This is a genomic window from Mycoplana azooxidifex (assembly GCF_014196765.1).
GTDB lineage: Bacteria > Pseudomonadota > Alphaproteobacteria > Rhizobiales > Rhizobiaceae > Mycoplana > Mycoplana azooxidifex.
Genome location: NZ_JACIEE010000008.1, coordinates 21061 through 39996 on the forward strand (window position 1 = coordinate 21061; position 18936 = coordinate 39996).

At 59.2% G+C, this 18936-nt stretch carries 16 protein-coding genes; 12 read left to right on the forward strand and 4 right to left on the reverse strand.

All coding sequences use genetic code 11. The features are described 5' to 3' along the window. Positions 1-70 precede the first annotated feature (70 nt). Entirely contained in the window at positions 71-670 is a 600-nt protein-coding gene (locus GGQ64_RS18900; protein WP_183806885.1) for a hypothetical protein, read from the reverse strand. Positions 671-852: 182 nt separating this feature from the next. Between GGQ64_RS18900 and GGQ64_RS18905 the strand changes: the two genes are divergently transcribed. The 5 genes from GGQ64_RS18905 to GGQ64_RS18930 all read left to right on the forward strand — a co-directional run bounded on the left by GGQ64_RS18905 (position 853) and on the right by GGQ64_RS18930 (position 7748). After that, positions 853-3240 carry a hypothetical protein gene (locus GGQ64_RS18905; protein ID WP_246422778.1) on the forward strand — a complete coding sequence of 796 codons (2388 nt, stop codon included), beginning with the start codon at positions 853-855 and terminating at the stop codon, positions 3238-3240. A gap of 629 nt (positions 3241-3869) precedes the next feature. Continuing rightward, positions 3870-4634, forward strand: a complete 765-nt coding sequence (locus tag GGQ64_RS18915; protein ID WP_183806887.1) for a metallophosphoesterase — start codon at positions 3870-3872, stop codon at positions 4632-4634. A gap of 214 nt (positions 4635-4848) precedes the next feature. Then, positions 4849-5613: a competence protein CoiA gene (locus GGQ64_RS18920; protein WP_183806888.1), complete on the forward strand. Its 765-nt coding sequence runs from the start codon at positions 4849-4851 to the stop codon at positions 5611-5613. A 213-nt stretch (positions 5614-5826) separates the two neighbouring features. Then, on the forward strand, positions 5827-7122 hold the full coding sequence (locus tag GGQ64_RS27870) for a COG3904 family protein (RefSeq protein WP_246422781.1): 1296 nt from the start codon (positions 5827-5829) through the stop codon (positions 7120-7122). A 32-nt stretch (positions 7123-7154) separates the two neighbouring features. After that, the gene (locus tag GGQ64_RS18930) at positions 7155-7748 is read left to right on the forward strand and encodes a GIY-YIG nuclease family protein (protein WP_183806889.1); all 594 of its coding nucleotides are present in this window, start codon (positions 7155-7157) and stop codon (positions 7746-7748) included. Between the two features lie 53 nt (positions 7749-7801). On the opposite strand, the gene GGQ64_RS18935 is transcribed toward GGQ64_RS18930, so the two are convergent. The 3 genes from GGQ64_RS18935 to GGQ64_RS18945 form a co-directional block, all read right to left on the reverse strand. After that, positions 7802-9355: a tetratricopeptide repeat protein gene (locus GGQ64_RS18935; protein ID WP_183806890.1), complete on the reverse strand. Its 1554-nt coding sequence runs from the start codon at positions 9353-9355 to the stop codon at positions 7802-7804. After that, positions 9352-11973 carry an NERD domain-containing protein gene (locus tag GGQ64_RS18940; protein ID WP_183806891.1) on the reverse strand — a complete coding sequence of 874 codons (2622 nt, stop codon included), beginning with the start codon at positions 11971-11973 and terminating at the stop codon, positions 9352-9354. Before GGQ64_RS18940 ends, GGQ64_RS18935 begins: the two co-directional genes overlap by 4 nt. Positions 11974-12282: 309 nt before the next feature. After that, positions 12283-13329 carry an SMEK domain-containing protein gene (locus tag GGQ64_RS18945; RefSeq protein ID WP_183806892.1) on the reverse strand — a complete coding sequence of 349 codons (1047 nt, stop codon included), beginning with the start codon at positions 13327-13329 and terminating at the stop codon, positions 12283-12285. 148 nt (positions 13330-13477) lie between these two features. On the opposite strand from GGQ64_RS18945, the gene GGQ64_RS18950 reads away from it, so the two are divergent. The 7 genes from GGQ64_RS18950 (at position 13478) to GGQ64_RS18980 (ending at position 18846) form a co-directional block, all read left to right on the forward strand. Then, complete coding sequence (locus GGQ64_RS18950; RefSeq protein WP_183806893.1) at positions 13478-14731, forward strand: baseplate megatron protein TIM-barrel domain-containing protein; 1254 nt, start codon at positions 13478-13480, stop codon at positions 14729-14731. Positions 14732-14733: 2 nt separating this feature from the next. After that, positions 14734-15585, forward strand: coding sequence for a GTA baseplate fiber-binding domain-containing protein (locus GGQ64_RS18955; protein WP_183806894.1), 852 nt, complete (start codon positions 14734-14736; stop codon positions 15583-15585). A gap of 17 nt (positions 15586-15602) precedes the next feature. Further along, entirely contained in the window at positions 15603-15812 is a 210-nt protein-coding gene (locus tag GGQ64_RS18960; RefSeq protein WP_183806895.1) for a hypothetical protein, read from the forward strand. A 105-nt stretch (positions 15813-15917) separates the two neighbouring features. Beyond that, the gene (locus tag GGQ64_RS18965; RefSeq protein ID WP_183806896.1) at positions 15918-16172 is read left to right on the forward strand and encodes a hypothetical protein; all 255 of its coding nucleotides are present in this window, start codon (positions 15918-15920) and stop codon (positions 16170-16172) included. A gap of 48 nt (positions 16173-16220) precedes the next feature. Then, the gene (feuP, locus tag GGQ64_RS18970; RefSeq protein WP_183806897.1) at positions 16221-16892 is read left to right on the forward strand and encodes a two-component system response regulator FeuP; all 672 of its coding nucleotides are present in this window, start codon (positions 16221-16223) and stop codon (positions 16890-16892) included. Beyond that, the gene (locus GGQ64_RS18975) at positions 16882-18303 is read left to right on the forward strand and encodes an ATP-binding protein (RefSeq protein WP_183806898.1); all 1422 of its coding nucleotides are present in this window, start codon (positions 16882-16884) and stop codon (positions 18301-18303) included. Before feuP ends, GGQ64_RS18975 begins: the two co-directional genes overlap by 11 nt. Positions 18304-18393: 90 nt before the next feature. Continuing rightward, on the forward strand, positions 18394-18846 hold the full coding sequence (locus GGQ64_RS18980) for a hypothetical protein (protein WP_246422782.1): 453 nt from the start codon (positions 18394-18396) through the stop codon (positions 18844-18846). Positions 18847-18936 lie beyond the last annotated feature (90 nt).

The following is an 18936-nucleotide window of genomic DNA, read 5'->3' on the forward strand; positions in this document are numbered from 1 at the left end:
GAAAAACAAGCCGGTCCTGCTCGTTACACGGAAATATTCACAAGACCGGAGGAACCCAGTGCAGGTCGGCTTAGTGAAAATCGACAAAAGTTATGCTGTCGAGGATTTTGTCAAATTCAATGAGACCGTAGTCTCTGTAGGGTTCGTCCCAGCACCCGGTAACAGAGATTGTGTCGGCCAGATTCCAGACAAGCGCTGTTTTGCAACTGACTGTCGGCCAACCCTCGTACGCAGTGAAAGATTTGGTGGCCTGCGCCGAATAACCCACGAGGTTTACGCCATGAGCCGTCGTCTTGCGGAAGGACTTGAGGTCTCCGGACATCTCATATCCGATTTGATTGAACCATCTCCCGATTTCAGGCCTTAGCTTGCTCATCAATTCGGCGATCACCGATTCTGGCATTGAAGCGACATCTGAATTCTCTATTGGAGTCGCGGAGAGCTGTGACATCGAAAATCTGGCTCCGGTTCCTATGTCGCCAGTCGAAGCAAACCATAGCATCTTACCGCCGCCGAGCTTTCGAAGTAGTTCCGGCGGATTTTCTCTACGCAGGTTCGCATCATACGTGGCGACCATTCCCGGAATGGCGTACACGGGGTTACGGGCGTAGACGCTCGTCGCTCCGCAAAGAGTCGCGAGACAGGCTATGATTTTCCAACCGATTTTCATGATGTTTCCTCCTGGGAGTATCATATGGCGAAATCGGTTGATGTCTCTCCGCCGGTGATGAGGGCGGAGCAAGGTCGTCAAAGGAGGCGTCGATAGTGTATTTCTTCTGAAAGACAGTCGCCCAAGCCACGGAAAACATTCGACATACATCGAGTATTCCGGCATGAAGGCATGGGTGCTTGATGGGGGAAGATTTGTACGTACCGCCATGGACGATTTTCGCAGGCCTCGGGGCGCTTGATCGCCGCGAACTCTGCAATCTTATTGCCAGCTTCGAGGCTACAACGTTGCTCTCGATGTCCATGGACCGTGTTAGCGATGTCCTGTCGCGTTTCCAGAAGGATGGCGAAACTACCGAGACAACCGCCTTTGCTCGCCGCTTGAAGGACGCCGCGGATGCGCTGGTCGTTTCAGAGGCATCGGAACGCGCGCTGCGGATTCGCTTGTGGGTGCGAGTGGCCGAGGCGCTCGACCTCGATGCATTGCTTCCACTCTCTACGAGAACGGCCAATTCAGCTGGCGCAGGCGTGGCCGTCAAAGCGGCCGCCATCTTGGCCATGCCTATCGCAGCCGATAATGACGATGCGACGCAGACAGGGTTTCAAAAGGTATGGCGCGCCGTGAAATCCATTCGGGGCCGACCGCACCAAGACTTCGCCTTCCTCGTCGCCGAACAGGCGCAACTCGTCGCTAGGGCGGTTGCCGAAGCAGCTGATTCCGACGAGATGTCCGAAGAACTCCGGAGCGCTCTCGGCGAACGCGTCCGCGATCATATCCGGAGCCTGCCGCCCGAGCTCCGCGATGACGCGATGCGCAACGCTTTGACGGCCGGAGACAGAGCAGCGTTGGCCGTGCTAGCGACAGGTACGACAGCCTTCTCGATCGGAGTCGGCGTAAACCTGGCAGGCTTCAGCGCCTACATTCTGGCTGCCCAAGCCTCGGCGTTCATCCCCTTCATGAGCGGACCAGCGGTCGTCTCGACACTTTTCATGCTGGCAAACCCGCTGTTCAGCATTCCCACCGTCGTAGGCATCGGCTATCTCGCAAACCGCCACGTAAACGGTGGGCAAGCCGCAAAGCTGGCGGCTATCGTAGCGGTCCAGTTGGCATTGCGCGGCCTGTCATCCGAACGGGACGGTTTGGCGATCACCCTCAATGATTTCAGGGCGGCGACAGAGGCCGATTTCAAATCGCTCCCCGCAGACACCAAGGTTGAGACGCTGTCTCGTATCGCGGAGGTCGCTAAAGCGACGGGTAGAAAGTTGCCGACTGTTTTGGGCGACCTCAAGGTTTCCACGCCTGCCTCTGACCGATGCGGTGCTTTGCTCGAAGGAGTGCTGTCGAAGACCCGAGGCGATGCGGCAGAGGTCGCCGCCGTTGCTGGTCTGACATTTGGAGACATCGTCTATAACGCCGTATCGATCGACCCTATGGTTCTCGCCGCAGCGGATTTCTCCCGCTCCGAAGATATCGGGGACATCTTTCAGTTCGGAGCGTTCGCCGAGAGGGTGGGATCGATGACGGGTGCCGCTCTCGCTGGGGCGGGCAATAATCTGCGCGGATACGTTTCGGAGCAGTTGGTCGCGGCACGTCTCGCTGAAATTGGCTACGTGGTCAGTTTTCCCGAAACCTCCAATAACCCGGGTTTCGACCTTCTGGTGGACGGCGTGCCGTTCCAGGTGAAGTGCCTGCAGAACCTCGAAGGCTTGCGGGAACACTTCGCGAAGTACCCGGATATGCCCGTGTATGCGAACTCCGAATTGGCGGAGGAGGTCGTCAACAGCGGAGCGGCCTGGGCGAATCTGGTCTACTACGTAGATGGGTTCGATCGCGAAATTGCTGATCTGATCATGAGCACTTCGTTGGAGGCAGGCGAGGCTCTCGGCGACCTGAACGTGCCGTACTTCGCAATGGCTGTTTCCTCAGCGCGTAACCTTCATCGCGTTTGGCGGGGCCGGATGCCATTGTCCGACCTTCCGTTCTCAGTTGTGATGGATGCCAGTGTCAAAGGCGGGCTTTCGGTAATCGGCGCTCTGTCGGGGAAAGCCCTTGGCCTCCTGGCATTCGGGCCTGCGGGCGCTCTTGTATTTGGTGGTGTTGGTGGCGTTAGCGCTTTGGCCGGGGCAGGGTGGACGCAAGTCCAGGTCAGCCGCCTTCTTTCTTCGGAGTGGTTGGTAGAACTGGAGGCATCGACTGATCGGTTTCGAACTGCGCTTTCGAAGGCCATCCGGGCTAAGGTCGACATGCTTCGAAAAAAGCGTATGCAGCTGCCCGACGAGGTTCCCGAGGTCAGAAACTGGATTGACTCGAGGTTCTCCGACGACATCGTTTCGCTATGCGAAGTTGCCAATGACCTCGAAGCCATGATTCCCAGGCTCCAGCAGCCAACAAAGGCTCGGGCGTGCCTTACCGCCATGAACGCAGCGAAGGTTCATCCGATTGCTGTCGAGGCGGAATTGAAAGAACTGTTGGGAATTCTCGGTTCCGAGCCTTCAAAATCTGAATCTGTCGGGAGAGTTGCCGCAGAGGCTTGGACCGAGCTGAAGGCTAAATTACCCTCAAAGAGATAGGGACGCCCGACCATTTCAGTCCCGAGGTTCGCCAGAGGTATTTATAGATAAAGGCCGGCGAAGTTTTGCCTGATTCACGCCCGGCTTGATTTTTACCCTGCGACCGAGTGGTTTGAAGCCCATCTTGTCGAGGACGAAGCCGAGCGAGGTTTCATTTGCTGACTTTTGTTGGGCCTTACGGCGTGGTAGCCGCGTCATCTCGATCTCCTATAGTTCGAAGGTGTACCTTGGGCTCCGTGCTGCCATCCGGCAAGGGTGAATAGTCCATAATCCGATCGGCTCGTCTGTGCGACACTGCCACATGCTGGTTGACAGGTTGAGAAATGTTCCTTATCTGTTCACGTCATGATCGAGAGTCTCCTGTTTCCGATACGAGTGCTTTGACCTCAGCCGCGCAAGCGGAGGTTTCCAGCTATCGTATCGAGGTGAGGAATGGCATTTAGAGATCATAACCAGTCTGCATTTTGCGAAATCGTCGGGTTTTCCAGCAACATCTCGCCAAAAGTACCAGCAGTCGCGATTGGCCGTTCAAATGTTGCGTGCGACCTCGTGCAATGCACGGAACGCGGTTCGAAGACAGCGCGGACGACGTCTAAGCGACACCTGAAAGTCGAGCGAGGTCCCGAAGCATGAAGCTCTGGATCATGTCCGATTTGCATATGGAATTCGGCCAACCTTTCGTTGGGCAGCCTCCCGACGCCGATGTTCTGGTCTGCGCGGGCGATCTTTTGACACGAGGCATCGTCCCCAGCATCGAATGGTTGGCAACCAACATCCCTTCCTCGATGCCTGTCGTGTTCACGGCAGGCAACCATGAATACTATGGAGCCTCCGTGCAGGAGAGCATCCGTGAAGCGCGCTTGATGCGTGACCGCTATCCCAACATCCACTGGCTCGAAAACGAGGCGGTGGATGTCAACGACATCAGGTTTGTAGGGGCGACACTGTGGACCGACTTCCGCCTCAACGGCGGCGAGCCCGAGTTGGCGATGGCGGCGGCCCAGAGCGGGATGAACGATTACAAAAAGGTCAAGTTTTCCAAGCTTCCCTACCAGAAGTTCAAGCCGATCCATGCTTATCGAAAACACCACGAATCCAGGGCGTTCCTCAAATCCGCGCTGGCGGAGTCCTCGGCTGAGAAGACGGTGGTCGTCACACATCACGCGCCGTCGCCCAGATCGATTCCACCGGCGTTCCAAGGTGATCCGTTGTCTGCCTGCTACGCCAGCGATCTCGAGGAGCTTATCGTTGAAGGGCAGCCTTCATTGTGGGTGCATGGTCACGTTCACAAGAGGGTCGATTACCGTGTCGGGGGGACGAGGGTCCTGGCCAATCCGCGCGGGTATCCGGGAGAGGGGAAGGCTTTCGATCCACAGCTCGTCATTGAAGTCTAGGGCGTCGCAGGCTGCCCACTCCTGGCCGCATTGCATTGTTGGAAACATGCCTCTAGTCTTCGATCAGTCGTCAGGCGGACCGGACGATTAAGAAGATGAGGCAGCCGAAACTGCCCGAAGAACCTCCAAGCGGTATCCAAGCCGCCCGCCATTTTCCCCTGTGAACCGAGCGTGCGTCGTATCTGGCGCGGCTTATGGCTGTTTGGAGATGACAATGAAGTATGCCCTCGTAGAAGGAACCCGTCTGGAGGCAACGACAGGGGTTCGCGGGACTTGCCCGGGATGTTCCTCGCCCATGATCCCCAAGTGCGGTCTCAAACGGCTGCACCATTGGGCGCACAAGAGTACCATCGCCTGTGACCACTGGTGGGAGCCGGAAACCGAATGGCATCGCGGCTGGAAGAATCAGTTTCCTGCGGAGTGGCAGGAGATCAGGCATGCCGCGAGCAACGGCGACGTCCACATAGCCGATGTCAAAACGGCGAGCGGTAGCGTCCTTGAGTTCCAGCATTCTGCTATCACCCCCGAAGAGAGGGCGTCTCGCGAGGCCTTCTATGGCCGCATGGCGTGGATCGTGAACGGCACTCGGCTGAAGCGCGACCTGCCGTCATTCCAAGAGGCGCTGACCTACGCTCCATCGGCCGAGACTACGGCGCGGGCATGGCTTCTCCCGGATCAGACATCGGCGATCATTGGACGCTGGAGGGGAGGCAGTCACCCCGTGTTCCTGGATTTCGGTGATGTGGACTTTTCATCGCCTTGGCTGCCTTCCACAGGATTGATTTGGTGGCTGACCTATATTCCCCGAGAGCGCGTCATCGCGACTCCCGTTCACAGGCAGAGTGTCATCGACCATTTCCTCTCCGGCACGCCCATACGCGGTTTTGGCAGACCCACTCCGCGCCTCTCTCGTCGGCCTGCATTGCCGGGTTTTGAGGCATATCGCGCAAGGAAAGATGCCCGCAGGTGGAGGTTCTGACAAAGCACTCATCATAAGAGGAACTGCCTTGGCGGATTTCGATCCTTCGAGGCAGTTCCCGGAGGTCGTAAACGGAGAGCCTCGCGCTGGGGTCTGTACACTAGCCCCGAGTGTTGCGGATGAAGTCTTGCCCTCGCGTCAGGTGGATGCGCGTCAGCTAACCTGCGTCATTTCATCGAACCCAGTGTTGCACTGCGAGCAATTGCGGTTGTCTTGAAGTTAGATATTCTCGTCCGCGTGAAGTGCAATTGGGGCAGCGTCGTGCGTTTCTATTCGGCCTTGTTGGGTATGCTTGTAGGCTTCGCGGCATCTATTTTGTCCGCAGAGGCTGCCGTTTCCATTCAAAAAATCTCGGTGGATGGCCGTGGTACCGTACTCGTCGTACGAGGCGAGTTCGAGTTCACTGACGACGCTAGCGCACTCGTCAGTGAAGCAAGGTCCTCGGGCGCGCGCGTGGTGACGTTCGACAGCAACGGTGGCAATATTCACGCCGCCATGGCCTTCGGCCGAGCTATCCGCTCCCTTGCCCTCGATACGATCCAGGTGCGATCCGCACAATGTGCGTCCGCCTGTGCTCTCGCGTATGTGGGCGGTGTGATGCGGACGGCGGAACCAGGTTCTATTGGAGTTCACCGATCCTCCTTCTCGGGCGATGCTCAGATCGATGGTCATTCAGCGGTCGCGGCTGTTCAGGCGATGACGGCAGACATTATGACTTACCTCATCGAGATGGGCGTGGACCCCAAGCTCCTTCAGTTGAGCCTATCTGTAGACAGCTCGGATATGAGATACCTGACGGCGAGCGAAATGGTGCAGTTCGGCGTCACGTCATCCTCGCCTGCTGGCCAGCAGGTCGCGGCGGCAACTGACAAGGCCACCCCGAATGCCGTGGAACCGAGCAGAAAAGCGGAGGATGTTTCGTCTGAAGCCCGGGATCAGGCACTCAAGTTCGTTGAGAAGTATCACGAAGCGTGGTCTTGGCCGAACGACATGGCTCTCGCTTTCATGGAGGCGGGCTATGCCGACACCGTAGTTTTCTACGGTAAGACAGTCACCAGGGACGACGTTCTCCAGGAAAAGACAGTGTTCGCTGAACGATGGCCAAAACGCGCTTACAGCGTGAAGCACGGCTCCGAGCAGGTGCTATGCAGTTCGACCTGCGCGGTTAGCGCGATCGTTGAATGGTATGCCCATAGCCCTAAGCGAGCGAAGACTTCCTCTGGCGCAGCCGAATTCACCCTTACCTGGAACCCGAGCACGAGAAAGATTGAATCCGAAACAGGTAACGTGTTGCAGACAGATAAGAAGGTCCGAGAACCTGCACGGATTATTTCGCAATGGCAGCAGCAAAACGGAGAATGCCGGGGAGGGTCCGGCAACTCCGACGAGACCTGGAAAGCCTGCGATCGAAGGGAAGCTCTCGGGGCCAAATTGAAGGCAGTTGGATGGTGCTATGGTCGTGAAGGCCAAGCCGGCTATCAGATGGAATGGCATATTTGCGGAATGTGAATGACCAGCCGCTACCCCGTGGAGAAACGCGAATGCTGACAAAATCCGAGCTGGAATTTCTGAACTCACAAGGCCTGGATGCAAGTCAGGTTTTCGATGCTAAGGGGCGTGCGCCCATCGAGGTGAAGGACGAAGCCAAGCGGTTGGGAAAGAAGATCATCCTCGGTGTTCCATGTGCCGCAGCAGGGCACCGGCTGCGGACACGCTACGGTCATTGCGCGCAATGCAATCCCGCACACCTCGGATATCAAAACCGGGCCTCTGTCCAGGGCGATGTTTATATCGCCGTCTCGCCCAGTTTGAGATGGACGAAGGTCGGCAGCACCACGAACCGTGATCAACGTTTTGCGAAGCTGAATTTTGATGCTTATGGAACCGCACATGATTGGAAGCCGGTCTTTTGGGTGACGACCGAGCAGTCTGGAAAGATTGAACTCGACGTACATCGTTCCTTGAGGCGCTACAGTGTCGAGGCGACTTACGTAAAGGATGGAAAGCCGCAGGTATCACGGGAATGCTTCAGCTGTTCCGCCGTGGTTGCAATGAATGCCGTGGTCGAAAGTATTCGCCGTGGACGGTACAGGACGTCGGGCCAGTGGATGGACCAGCGCTATCAATGGAAGTGAACAAGCTCTGTCTCGCCACCTAACAGCACAGGTGGAATGGAAGTTCTTAAACGCTACATCGCAGCGTTCAAGGAAATCGCGCGCCATGTTCGATCGCCCCTTGATGGATGCTTGCCAAATACGGCTAGCGCGGTCACGTCCTCAGTTGCGCTGTCGATGGAACCGACCAAGAAAGGTGCGACAAAGACATCGTCTATAAAAGCAAATCCCTTGGTATTACGACGGAGCTGGCCATGTACAAGCTTTACGTTCTTCGTAGGCAAGTCGTTCCGCTCCACGTTGAACGCATCCAGTCGATCGTTCTTGGGGTTTCTGGCCACTCTAAACCGGACGCAATCGCCTATGCGCAGGGATTTGTCTTCGGAAACGCCCACAGCCGCTTCCTCTCCTGTTCCGTCGATGAAGACCTTCATTGACGTGTCGTCGGTTGCTTCGCGCACGACCACACCGATGTGTTCCTCAAGGCAATCCCAATATGCGCTATCCAGCCGCGTTGCAACGTGGATGACGGTCCGCCGATCATCGCCGTGCTGGCGACCGATCACGAGCGTCAACGGCGACCCGGCCTCAAATTTCATTTTACTTGTCTTGGGGCCGACCAAGCTCCAGGCGAGGCCTTTTGCGTCCTTGATTGCGAACCGCATTAAGAGCTTCTGCTTCCGATCGGGGCGAGTTCCAGCGGGCGAATGCGGAACAAGGACGCCGAGACAAGTCGCGGTCTTCGTTTCGACGACGTCGAAGCAGAGCGCAAGAGCGGCTGACGAATGCCGAGCGTAGAAGGCTTTTGGCTCCTCGGCTCCTCCTGCAGACGGGTCGTACCAGGGTTTGGCAAGTAACTCCTCGAGCCTGCGACCAAGCGGCCAGCCCTCCGCTTCGCGGATGGCAATGGTAATATTGATCTCTAGGCTGGCTTGCGCGTGTTCGTCCTGCCCTGCCAGCAATTCGGCAAGCTCTTCATGAGCTCGCACGAGAAACTTGGGTTCGGCGGGGCATTCGAGTGCACGGCAGAAACACGCCAGCGCCAATTCCGGTTGTTCCGATTGATATAGCCGGCCTGCTTCCGCCCAGACCCAGAACTCATTGCGCTTGGACTTGATGACGCCAGACAAAAGCTCGGCGGCACGTTGGAAGTCGCCACTGCGTCGCAACAATGCGGCCACGTCCCAATTTAGCCAGAGCGCGTCATCGCCCGCGGCCGTTTCCTTGACACGCTCTGCCCATTGAAGCGCCATGCCTATCTGGCTGTTACTGGCGTCGGAATGTGCCTTGACCCATTTGCATAGTGCGCGGGCAATCTTCATTGCCAAGGATGGGTAGGTCTTGCCTTCAAATTCATTGGGCTTCCAATCCTCCGATCTCAAGCCTTCGGGTCCGACCCAACCGATGATGTCGGGGAATTTAGGCAGGTGCGGTCCGACTTTTGTCAGCTGGCCGAGGATGGCGGAGCAAGCCATATCCGGAACGCGTGGCTTGAGCCGATAAAACTTTCTCATCCAGTCCATGATCTCATCCACATGACGCGGATTGACAGGCTGATTTCTGTCTAGCGCTGCGGCAAAATCGGTGATGAGGGTTTTGATTTGTTTGAAGATGTCCCACTCGTTCACAAGAATATCCTCTTGACCTCTTCGAGCAGTTCCAAATCACTTACTTGGCGTGGGCGCAGGCCGGAAACCAACCCCTGCTTATCGAAATTTACCTCTATGACGACACGCTCATCATGGTGCCGCACAAGGGTGATCGTCAGTCGGTATGGTGTCTCTTCATGGGATACGAGCCGCCAGCCCTTTCTGCCAGATCGCGATCGGATTGATCGAAGTAAGTCATCTGCTTCCGGGGAGTGGGAGTTGGTCTGCAAACACCCAGCCGCCGCCTCCGTCAGTAGCGGCCAGAACGCCGGATCGCTGAGATGCATGGCCGTGACGATGTTTTTGCCGTTATAGGGAACACGCATTTTGCACTGCGCCCCGTTTGGACCAATCAAGCTATACTGCTCTTGGTAGGGATAGCATTCTGCCTTGCCTACCCGCCAACCCAAGCTCTCCAGAACCTGGGCTATCCGGAGCCAGATCGCAGCCGATCTGAGAACATCCTTCGATTGATCAAGCCCAGGCGGCAGATCGCGTTGCAAGTCTCTCTCGGAGGCAACGCCATTGGCTTCGAACGACCAGCCCGCGCCTACCGCGATGTCCTTGGCAACCGTGACGGTACTCGCATTCCAGGTTGCGGAATCGAACGGATGAATTTCAGTGAAGTTGACAAGGACCAGTTCGCGTTCGCCGACCGTCAACGCAGAGTAAAGCCAGCGAAAGTATGCTTCCGTATGATTTCCCGCGGCAAGGTCGCAGTTAACGTAGCAAATCGGCTGCGACATTCCTTGCGCGTGGTGAACTGTGGAGGCGTAGCCGAACCGCGCGTATACGAAATCCGGTGGTGGAGGGGTTATCGCCAAGCTTCCATCATACCCGTCGTCAGAAGCACTTCTGCGATTCCGCTCAATATTGCCTCGCCAAACGCTTTCGGCAACTGCGATTTCCTTTTCCAATTCCGGCTTGTCTGCGTTCAAAAACTCTTCGAACAAGTTGATCTTGATCTCGTTCAGGTTTCCAACATCGCAGGCAATCGAATGAAACGTGACGGGATTATTCTTCGCCCAGTTCAGCCCCTGAGAGTATCTGGTCTTTTCGCCGACCCGTACCACTCTCTGCCTTCCACCCAGTTGCCTGTAAATGCCGGGATCAAGAGGGTCGCGAACATCATGTCCTACATAGATTTCCAATAAATCCCCGGGCTCGACACTGGCCAGGAGCGTCTTGTCGTGAAGGCGTTCGCGCATCCACTGAGTGAACCCATTGGCCTTGACGTGTGTCTCCGCTAGATACCATGTGGATAGCGGATCGGAACGGAAGTGTTCGAGCATCTCCACAGCCGCGGACTGTTTCTCCGACTGTCTGAAGCCATCGTCCGTTTTCAATTCCAGTTCGGTAAACCGTTTCGAACGAATGGCATTCACTAGGCGCTCTGCATTTGCCAGCTTTGCAGAACCACCCGTTACATCTATCACCTGATCAAGCTCCAGGGACTGATGACTTATATCCCGCTTCCTCTGATACTCTCCGAGTAATGCGGACTCGTCATCCGCCGAGCGTTGAATCTGATAATGATCGCCGAAGAAAATCACCTTACGCTGACTTTTCCCGAGTTCAGCAAAATCAAAATAGTCGGCGAGCAGATGGCCGCTGCCGTACTGCTTTCCATCTGGCGTGGTGAAGCGCGAATTGCCGAGTAGGTGCGCATCATCTAGGAAATAGACACAATCCTGCGGGTCGTCGCATTGTCGCAACGGGATGACCTTCGCTTTTTTCGCTTCTGAGTTTGGGTCTTGGCCTTCATCCTCATCAGCATTGCCAGAATAGAGGTGCGCGTAGATGCTCGAAGCTTCCACCTCTGCGCGCTCGGCAAGGCGGCGATTCGGACCCAGAACAATCGCTTTTCGCCCGGCTAGAGTAACGTCTTCGACAGCCAAAGCTAAAAGCCTGCTCTTGCCTGTGGAGGTCATGCCCCGCACGGAGAAACTCACTAGGTCGCCAGATGAAACGAAGCTGCGTAGGGCCTCGAGTGCTTCCTGTTGATGGAGAGTTGCCGATGCCTGACGCCTGGGCTCTACGGTGCCGGTTTCGATAGTTCGGATCGCGGGCTTGGTGGACTTCCACTCGATTGGCTGGACGCCCAGACGTTGGACTATTTCCTGTGCTTCCCTCCGCTCAATCCTCAACTCGGGCGACCCGAGATTTTCCAAAAGGGTCGCACAGGTAGCCATGTCCGTCGGAAACAACCACGAGCGAACCTTGGATGGGAGTTCGAGTTCGTCAACTATGCGACCGGAAAACACGACGCTCCCGGAGATATGGCCAAGGGTGCGGCCCTGAAGCAATGATCTGGAGTTCAGCCAGTTCAATACGGAAAACTTGTTGTCGCGAAGTTGTTGAAATGGATTGGTCTTGCTTCCGCCCTTCACCAGGATTCCGTCAGCTTGCCATGGGCCGTTCTCGGTTCCAGTCAGTCTGCCGCCATGGCTTTTGAAGTCAACAACCAAGATCGCGGAGGGCAGGATACAAACCGCGTCAATTTCCGTACCATTCCAAAGGGCGTTGGCAATGACGAAAATCCAATCGTTGCTGGTAGCCCAACGATCTTCCAGTCCCTCCAGGAACTGTTGCAGCATCTGGTTTTCGTGCGTTCGGGTAGCTCTCTCTCCGTATGCAACTATGCTCACATGTATTCCTCAAACGCATCTGTACAGTATCTTAGCCTCCACCAAGACTAAGATACCGTCAATAACTGACGGTTCTTCGGCATCAGTGGTAGCAAAATTCAAGGTCTTACAGGACACGACCCGATAAGCCGAGCGGAATTCGGGGATATCCATGTGAACCGACGACTCTCAAAGGGTAGGTGAGGGGCCACAGCGGCCCTGTGGGACGCCGATGCTATGAGGCAACAAGGTTCGTTCAACATTTCGCTCGAGATTCCTTCATGGCGGTTTCCCGAAGAATGAAAAATCTAATGGAACGACTACGCTTTTTGGGTCCAGCTCATGGGTTGTCAAAAAGTCGAGGAACGCGCCGTCGAACCCATCTCGCTCAGTTCCAGGGAAGTTAAGCCTCCAGTATCCTGATTTGTGAAATTCATGTTCCTCTGGCGCGTCGTACGAGATGAACCCTCGGTCCGCGAGAAACCTTAGTTCGCCGACCGTGTCGCCGTATCTTGAACGTCGGGTTATCTGATCCGCATTTACATGAAATCCCCAAGCGCCCGCTCCAGGGCGCTCCTCACTCCAACTCAGCATCCATGCTAAAAACTCGCGAGAGATTCTTGGAAGGTCTGCAATCGCTTCCGCAAAACCATTTAAATCCCGCGCCGCATCGTCGGCGTCGCCGCCATATATCTCTTCACCGATTCCCGAGGTCGCGAAGACACTTCCGTCTGTTATTATGACGCTGCTTTTCGGCTCTACAAAGTCCTCGAGGCTAGTAGGAAACTTTCCGTCGTCGCCTTTGACCTCCAGCTCTACGCGGATTCTGACGGTCTCGGCCATGATCAGCCGGTGTAAATCTTGAAGCTTCAAAATTGGCATCATGACCGCGTCACGAATTAGGTCGGTCATGTCCCAGATATTAGATTCACTGAAGCCCGTCCTGGCGACGTCTGGGGTATCAAGTGTGTAGCTCCCCTGTTTATTGCCAATCGCTAGAACAAGAATACGATCATAGACTCGCAGATGGTCGGCCGTCACTTTTTCTAAGGTCTTTTTAACTTTTGGACTCGACGCCGAAGATGTGATCTGGACCGCAACTTTTGCATCAGCGTCTCCAAGATCGAGGCCAGGTTCGTTGGAGCGTTTCGTGTTAAGATTTACTAGGTTCCAACCGTGAACCAAGTTGAGGACGTCTCTAAAAAAGTTTTCCAGTAGGCTGTTCAGGGCAACGTCACCGATTTTGCCCCTCATGTCGACCTGATGCGCTATCGCCGCAAGTTCATCGACGATCTGCCCAATAAAATAACCTCGACTGCTGCTCATACTGCTGTTGCCTCGCCGACGATTTAGAAACGCGTCGAACTGAAAGTGTAAAAGTAGATTCCTCACAAGGGAATGCCCGAAAACTGCTTTCCTCAACGCAGGAATGCACAAAATAGGGACAATGAATGGCTGAAATGCCGCTACTAAGTTGTTGATTCTCGGTAAATTATTCACAAGGGTAGTCGCGAAGCCACACTGGCTCTATCGCTACAAGGATCTTCACGGCTGGTGGACCAACCACCATCATGAGCGGACGGGCGGGGCGGAAGCGCCGGAGCCGACGCCATGGCAGCCGCGTTCCAAGCCGATCTGGTTCACCGAACTCGGCTGCCCGGCGGTCGACAAGGGAGGCAACCAGCCTAACGTCTTCACCGACCCGAAGAGCGCGGAGAATGCGTTGCCCTATTTTTCCGGCGGCGGGCGCGCGGATGCGGTGCAGCGGCGGTTCCTCGACGCCCATCTCGGCTGGTGGCGGGGAGACGGGCCGGAAACCGGCATGGTCGATCCGGATCATATTTTCGTCTGGACCTGGGATGCGCGGCCCTATCCGGCCTTTCCCGAAAACGACGCGCGCTGGGCCGACGGCCACAACTGGCAGCTCGGCCACTGGCTGAACGGGCGGCTGGGTGCGACGACGCTCGCCGACGCGATTGCGGCGATCCTGACCGACCACGGCTTTTCGGACTTCGACGTCTCCATGGTGGGCGGGGACCTGATGGGGCTGGTGCAGGCCGAGCCGGGTTCGGCGCGCGGCCTGCTGGAGCCGCTGATGGCGGCCTTCCAGATCGATGCGGTGGAGGAGGGCGTGACGCTCGTCTTCCGCTCGCGGCTGCGGACTGCCCTCCCGGCGATCCGGATCGACGTGCTGGCGGAACGGCCGGACGAGACCGCATTCGAGGAGGTGCGCGGCCACGGCAGCGAATTCGCCGGCGAGGCGGTGCTGGACCATTTCTCCGACACGGCCGCCTATCAGCGGGTGACCGCGCGCTCGCGCCGCAGGACGACAGAGAACGACCGGGTGCTGCGGCTGTCGCTGCCGGCCGTGCTGCATGGCGCGGCGGCGGCGGGCGCGGCGGAGGCGATGCTCAGGGACCATCGCGCCGGCATGCGGCGGCTGACCTTCCGCCTGCCGCCGAACGCGCTCTCGGTGATGCCGGGCGACATCGTCCGGCTTGCCGATGGTCCGGACGGGCGCTTCGTCGTCACGCGCGTGACCGAGGGCGAGGTGCGCGAGATCCAGGCGCAGAGCTTTGCCGGCGGCGACATCAATGCGCCGGCCCCCTTTGCCCGACAGTCGGCACGGGCGGCCGCGGGACTGGAGGCGGCGGCCTTCCTGCCGGATGTGCACTGCTCGACCTGCCCGCTTTCGAGGCGGGGGCGGACGAGAGCTTCGCCCGCGTAGGGGTGTTTGCGAAGCCCTGGCGGCCGGTGCTGGTCTCCTCGTCGCCGGGAACGGACGGATATGCGCCGCGCGTGCGGCTGGAGCGGCCGGCGCGAATCGGGCGGCTGGCGGCGGACCTCGGGCCCGGCGCCTGGGGCCGGTTCGACCATGGCAATGCGATCGAACTCGACCTGTCCTTCGGCGGGCTTTCGACGAAGACGCGCAACGCCGTCCTCGGCGGCGACAACAGGATCGCGGTCACCACACCCTCCGGGCGTTGGGAAATCATCGGCTTCCTCGAGGCGGAGGAGACGGCGCCGCGGCGCTGGCGGCTCGGCGGCCTGCTGCGCGGGCTCGGCGGCAGCGAGGATGCGATGGTCGAGGGGCATCCGGCGGGGTCGGTGGCCGTGCTGCTGGACGAGGCGGTGCGGCCGCTGTCCCTGACCGCCGACGAGGCCGGGCGGAGCTTCAATATCATCGTCGAGGCGCGCGGCGCCCCGCAGACAAGCACGCCGGTTGCCTTTGCCGGCGGCATGCGGGCGCGGACGCCGCTTGCGCCGGTGCATCTGCGCGCACGTCGGCTCGGCGACGGCGGAGTCTTCTTCTCCTGGATCCGGCGGGCGCGACGCGATGCCGACGGCTGGGAGGGCTTCGACATTCCGCTCGACGAGCCGTTCGAGGCCTACCGGCTGGAGATCCTGGACGGCGGCGCGGTGGTTCGCTCCATCGAGACGGGCGGGCCTTCCCATACCTATCCGGCGGCGGACGAGGCGCTGGATTTCGGCGCCGCACATCCGGCGATCACCATTCGCGTGCGCCAGCTCGGGCTTGCGGTGCGCAACGGCATTCCGGCGGAAAGAACCCTAACAACCTGAGAGGAAAGGACAATTCCATGGATGCGGAGACCAAGGTCTGGTATTTGTCGAGAACGGTCTGGGGTGGCATACTGGCGATCGCAGCTTCGGTGCTCAATCTTGCCGGGATCGAGATCAGCGGGGCCGACCAGGCCGAGCTGGCCGACAAGATGACGGCGCTGATGGCCGCCGCGGGCGGAATTGTCGCGGTTGCAGGACGGCTCGCCGCCAGCAGGCGGTTGCGCTGAAGGGTGGCGGCTGGTCGCGGGGAATTCATCGACACATTCATTTGCCATTCAGCGTCGTTGCGTTAATTCTGACGCCACGTTGTTAGTGCCATCGAAAGTGTGTCCATGACCTCGCCCATCATCATCGCTGCGACAGCGGCCAGCATGGCGCTCTTCGCGCCGCCGGCCGAGGATCGCCTGCCCGGTGTGCAGTTGGCTGCCGCCGATTGCAGCGACGCGGCGCGCCAGGTCATTGCCGAGACGGGCGGAGAGCTGCTGTCGGCGCAACCGCGCAACGGCGTTTGCGTGGTCACCGTTCTGGTGCCGGGCAAGGGAAATGCGCGGCCGCGCAAGATCACCGTGCGCGTGCCGATGCAATAGCCGGACGGACCGACGGGTCCTGAGGCGATCAGAAAGGGAAGCCGACAGATGCGCATTCTCGTTGTCGAGGACGACGAAAACCTCAACCGGCAGCTTGCCGAGGCGCTGAAGGAGGCCGGCTATGTGGTCGATCAGGCCCATGACGGCGTGGAGGGACACTATCTCGGCGACGCCGAGCCCTATGATGCGGTGATCCTCGACATCGGCCTACCGGAGATGGACGGCATTACCGTGCTGGAGAAATGGCGGGCGGACGGCAAGCGCATGCCCGTCCTGCTGCTGACCGCGCGCGATCGCTGGAGCGACAAGGTCGCAGGCATCGATGCGGGCGCCGACGACTACGTGGCCAAGCCCTTCCATGTCGAGGAAGTGCTGGCGCGGATCCGGGCGCTGATCCGGCGCGCGGCGGGCCATGCGAGCTCCGAGATCGTCTGCGGCCCGGTCCGGCTCGACACCAAGGGCTCGAAGGCGACGGTCAACGGGGTGGCGCTCAAGCTGACCTCGCACGAATACCGTCTTCTCTCCTACCTCATGCACCATATGGGGCAGGTGGTCTCGCGTACGGAACTGGTCGAGCACATGTACGACCAGGACTTCGACCGCGACAGCAATACGATCGAGGTCTTCGTCGGCAGGCTTCGCAAGAAGATCGGCGTCGACCTGATCGAGACCGTGCGCGGCCTCGGCTACCGCATGCAAGCGCCCGGCGATGGCCGCTAAGGCACAAGCGGGCGCGCGGTCGCTCACGTTCCGCGTGCTGCTGCTCGCCTCGCTATGGTCGGCGGTGGCGCTGGTCGTGATCGCGCTGGTGATCTCGACGCTCTACCGGCGCAGCGCCGAGGGTGCCTTCCGCGACCTGCTGCGCGCCCAGCTCTACAACGTCATCAATTCCGTCTCCACCGACGAGAGCTTCCAGCTGACCGGCAGCCCCCAGCTCGGCGACCTGCGCTTCTCGCAGCCGCAGACGGGCTGGTACTGGATCGTCGAGCCGATCGGCGACAATTTCCCTTCCGAGCCGATGTCGTCGACTTCGCTGGGCTACGGCAGCATCCCGATCCCCGACACCGAGACCATTCCCTTCGATACGCGCTACGAGCGCTACTACACGACCGAGGACACCTTCGGAAACCGGGTCGAGGTGGTCGAGACCGAGGTGGTTCTCGACCAGGACGGACGCACGGCGCGCTTTCGCATCGCCGGCAACCGCAACGTGCTGGAAGACGACATCCGGGCCTTTTCCCGCAATCTCTATCTGGCGCTGGCCGGCTTCGGCTTCGGCAGCCTGTGCCTGAACGCGGTCGCCATCCTGATCGGCCTGAAGCCGCTCGATCACGTGCGCAAGGCGCTGGAACAGATCCGCGCCGGGCAGGCCGAACAACTGAGCGGCACTTTCCCGCGGGAGATCCAGCCGCTCGCCAGCGAGGTCAACGCGCTGATCGACAGCAACCGCCGCATCATCGAGCGGGCGCGCATGCAGGTCGGCAATCTCGCCCACTCCCTCAAGACACCGATCGCTGTCCTCCTGAACGAGGCGCGCGTGCTTTCGCCGTCGCATGGCGAGCTGGTGCGCACGCAGGCCGAGGCGATGCAGAGCCAGGTGCAATCCTACCTCAATCGCGCCCGCATCGCCGCCCAGCGCGAATCGGTGCTGGCGCGCACGGAGGCGGGCCCGGTGCTGCAGCGGCTGGCGCGGGTGATGCGGCGGCTGAATGTCGACATCGACTTTCCCGTCTCGATCGAGCCGGAGGACCTGATGGTGGCGATGGAGCAGCAGGATCTGGAGGAGGTCGTCGGCAACCTTCTGGAGAACGCCGCGCGTTATGCCCGCAATACCGTGGCCATCCGCGCGATGCTGGCCCCCGACGTTGCCGAAGGCGGCGACGCGCAGCGCCGCCGCTGGGTGCTGCTGGAGGTGGAGGACAATGGCCCGGGGCTGGAGCCCGACCAGATCCAGGAAGCCCTGAAGCGGGGGCGGCGGCTGGACGAGAGCAAGCCCGGCACCGGGCTCGGTCTTTCGATCGTCCGGGAGATCACCTCCGAGTATCAAGGGACGCTGACTTTGGCGCGCGGACCCCTTGGCGGACTGCTGGCGCGATTGACGCTGCCGGCGGTCGCAAAGGATGTTGCTTGATACCGAAGACAGTGCAAGATAGGTCCCGGCGATGCAACGTCGTCCACCGCGCTCGATGAATGAGCGGGTTGTCTCGGGAAAAGGCCTGAAATGAATCAGACAGACCGGATGTACAGAAAGTCTCGTGTCGTAACCATTCCGGTAGTCGTCGCTTCGCTCGGGCTTGCAGGCTGCAGCACGACATCGGGGCGCGCCGTCACCATGGCCAATGCCTCCACCGGCGTGGCCGTGTCCTCGGAATCCTATATCTCCGCGCTCGACGGCGGGCTCGTCTCGCGGGCTTCGGGGGTGACGCTTTCCGCCGCCGACCGCCAGCGCGCGCTCGAGGCCGAGTATCGCGCGCTCGAGGCCGCCCCCGGCGGCCAGCCCGTGGTCTGGCAGGGTCGCGGCGTGCAGGGGTCGGTCGTCGCCGCAGCCCCCTACCAGGTGGGCTCGCAGAACTGCCGGCAATACAAACATACGGTGACGGTGGGCGGCCGCGAGACGGTCAGCCGTGGCGCTGCCTGCCGCACGTCGGCGGGAACCTGGACGCCGCTGAGCTGAACGGCCGGCGCTGCCCGACAAGTTGCCTGGCAAATGCTTGACAAGCGGAAATGCGGCGAAACGCCTCAAATCTCCGTCAGCAGGGCTTTT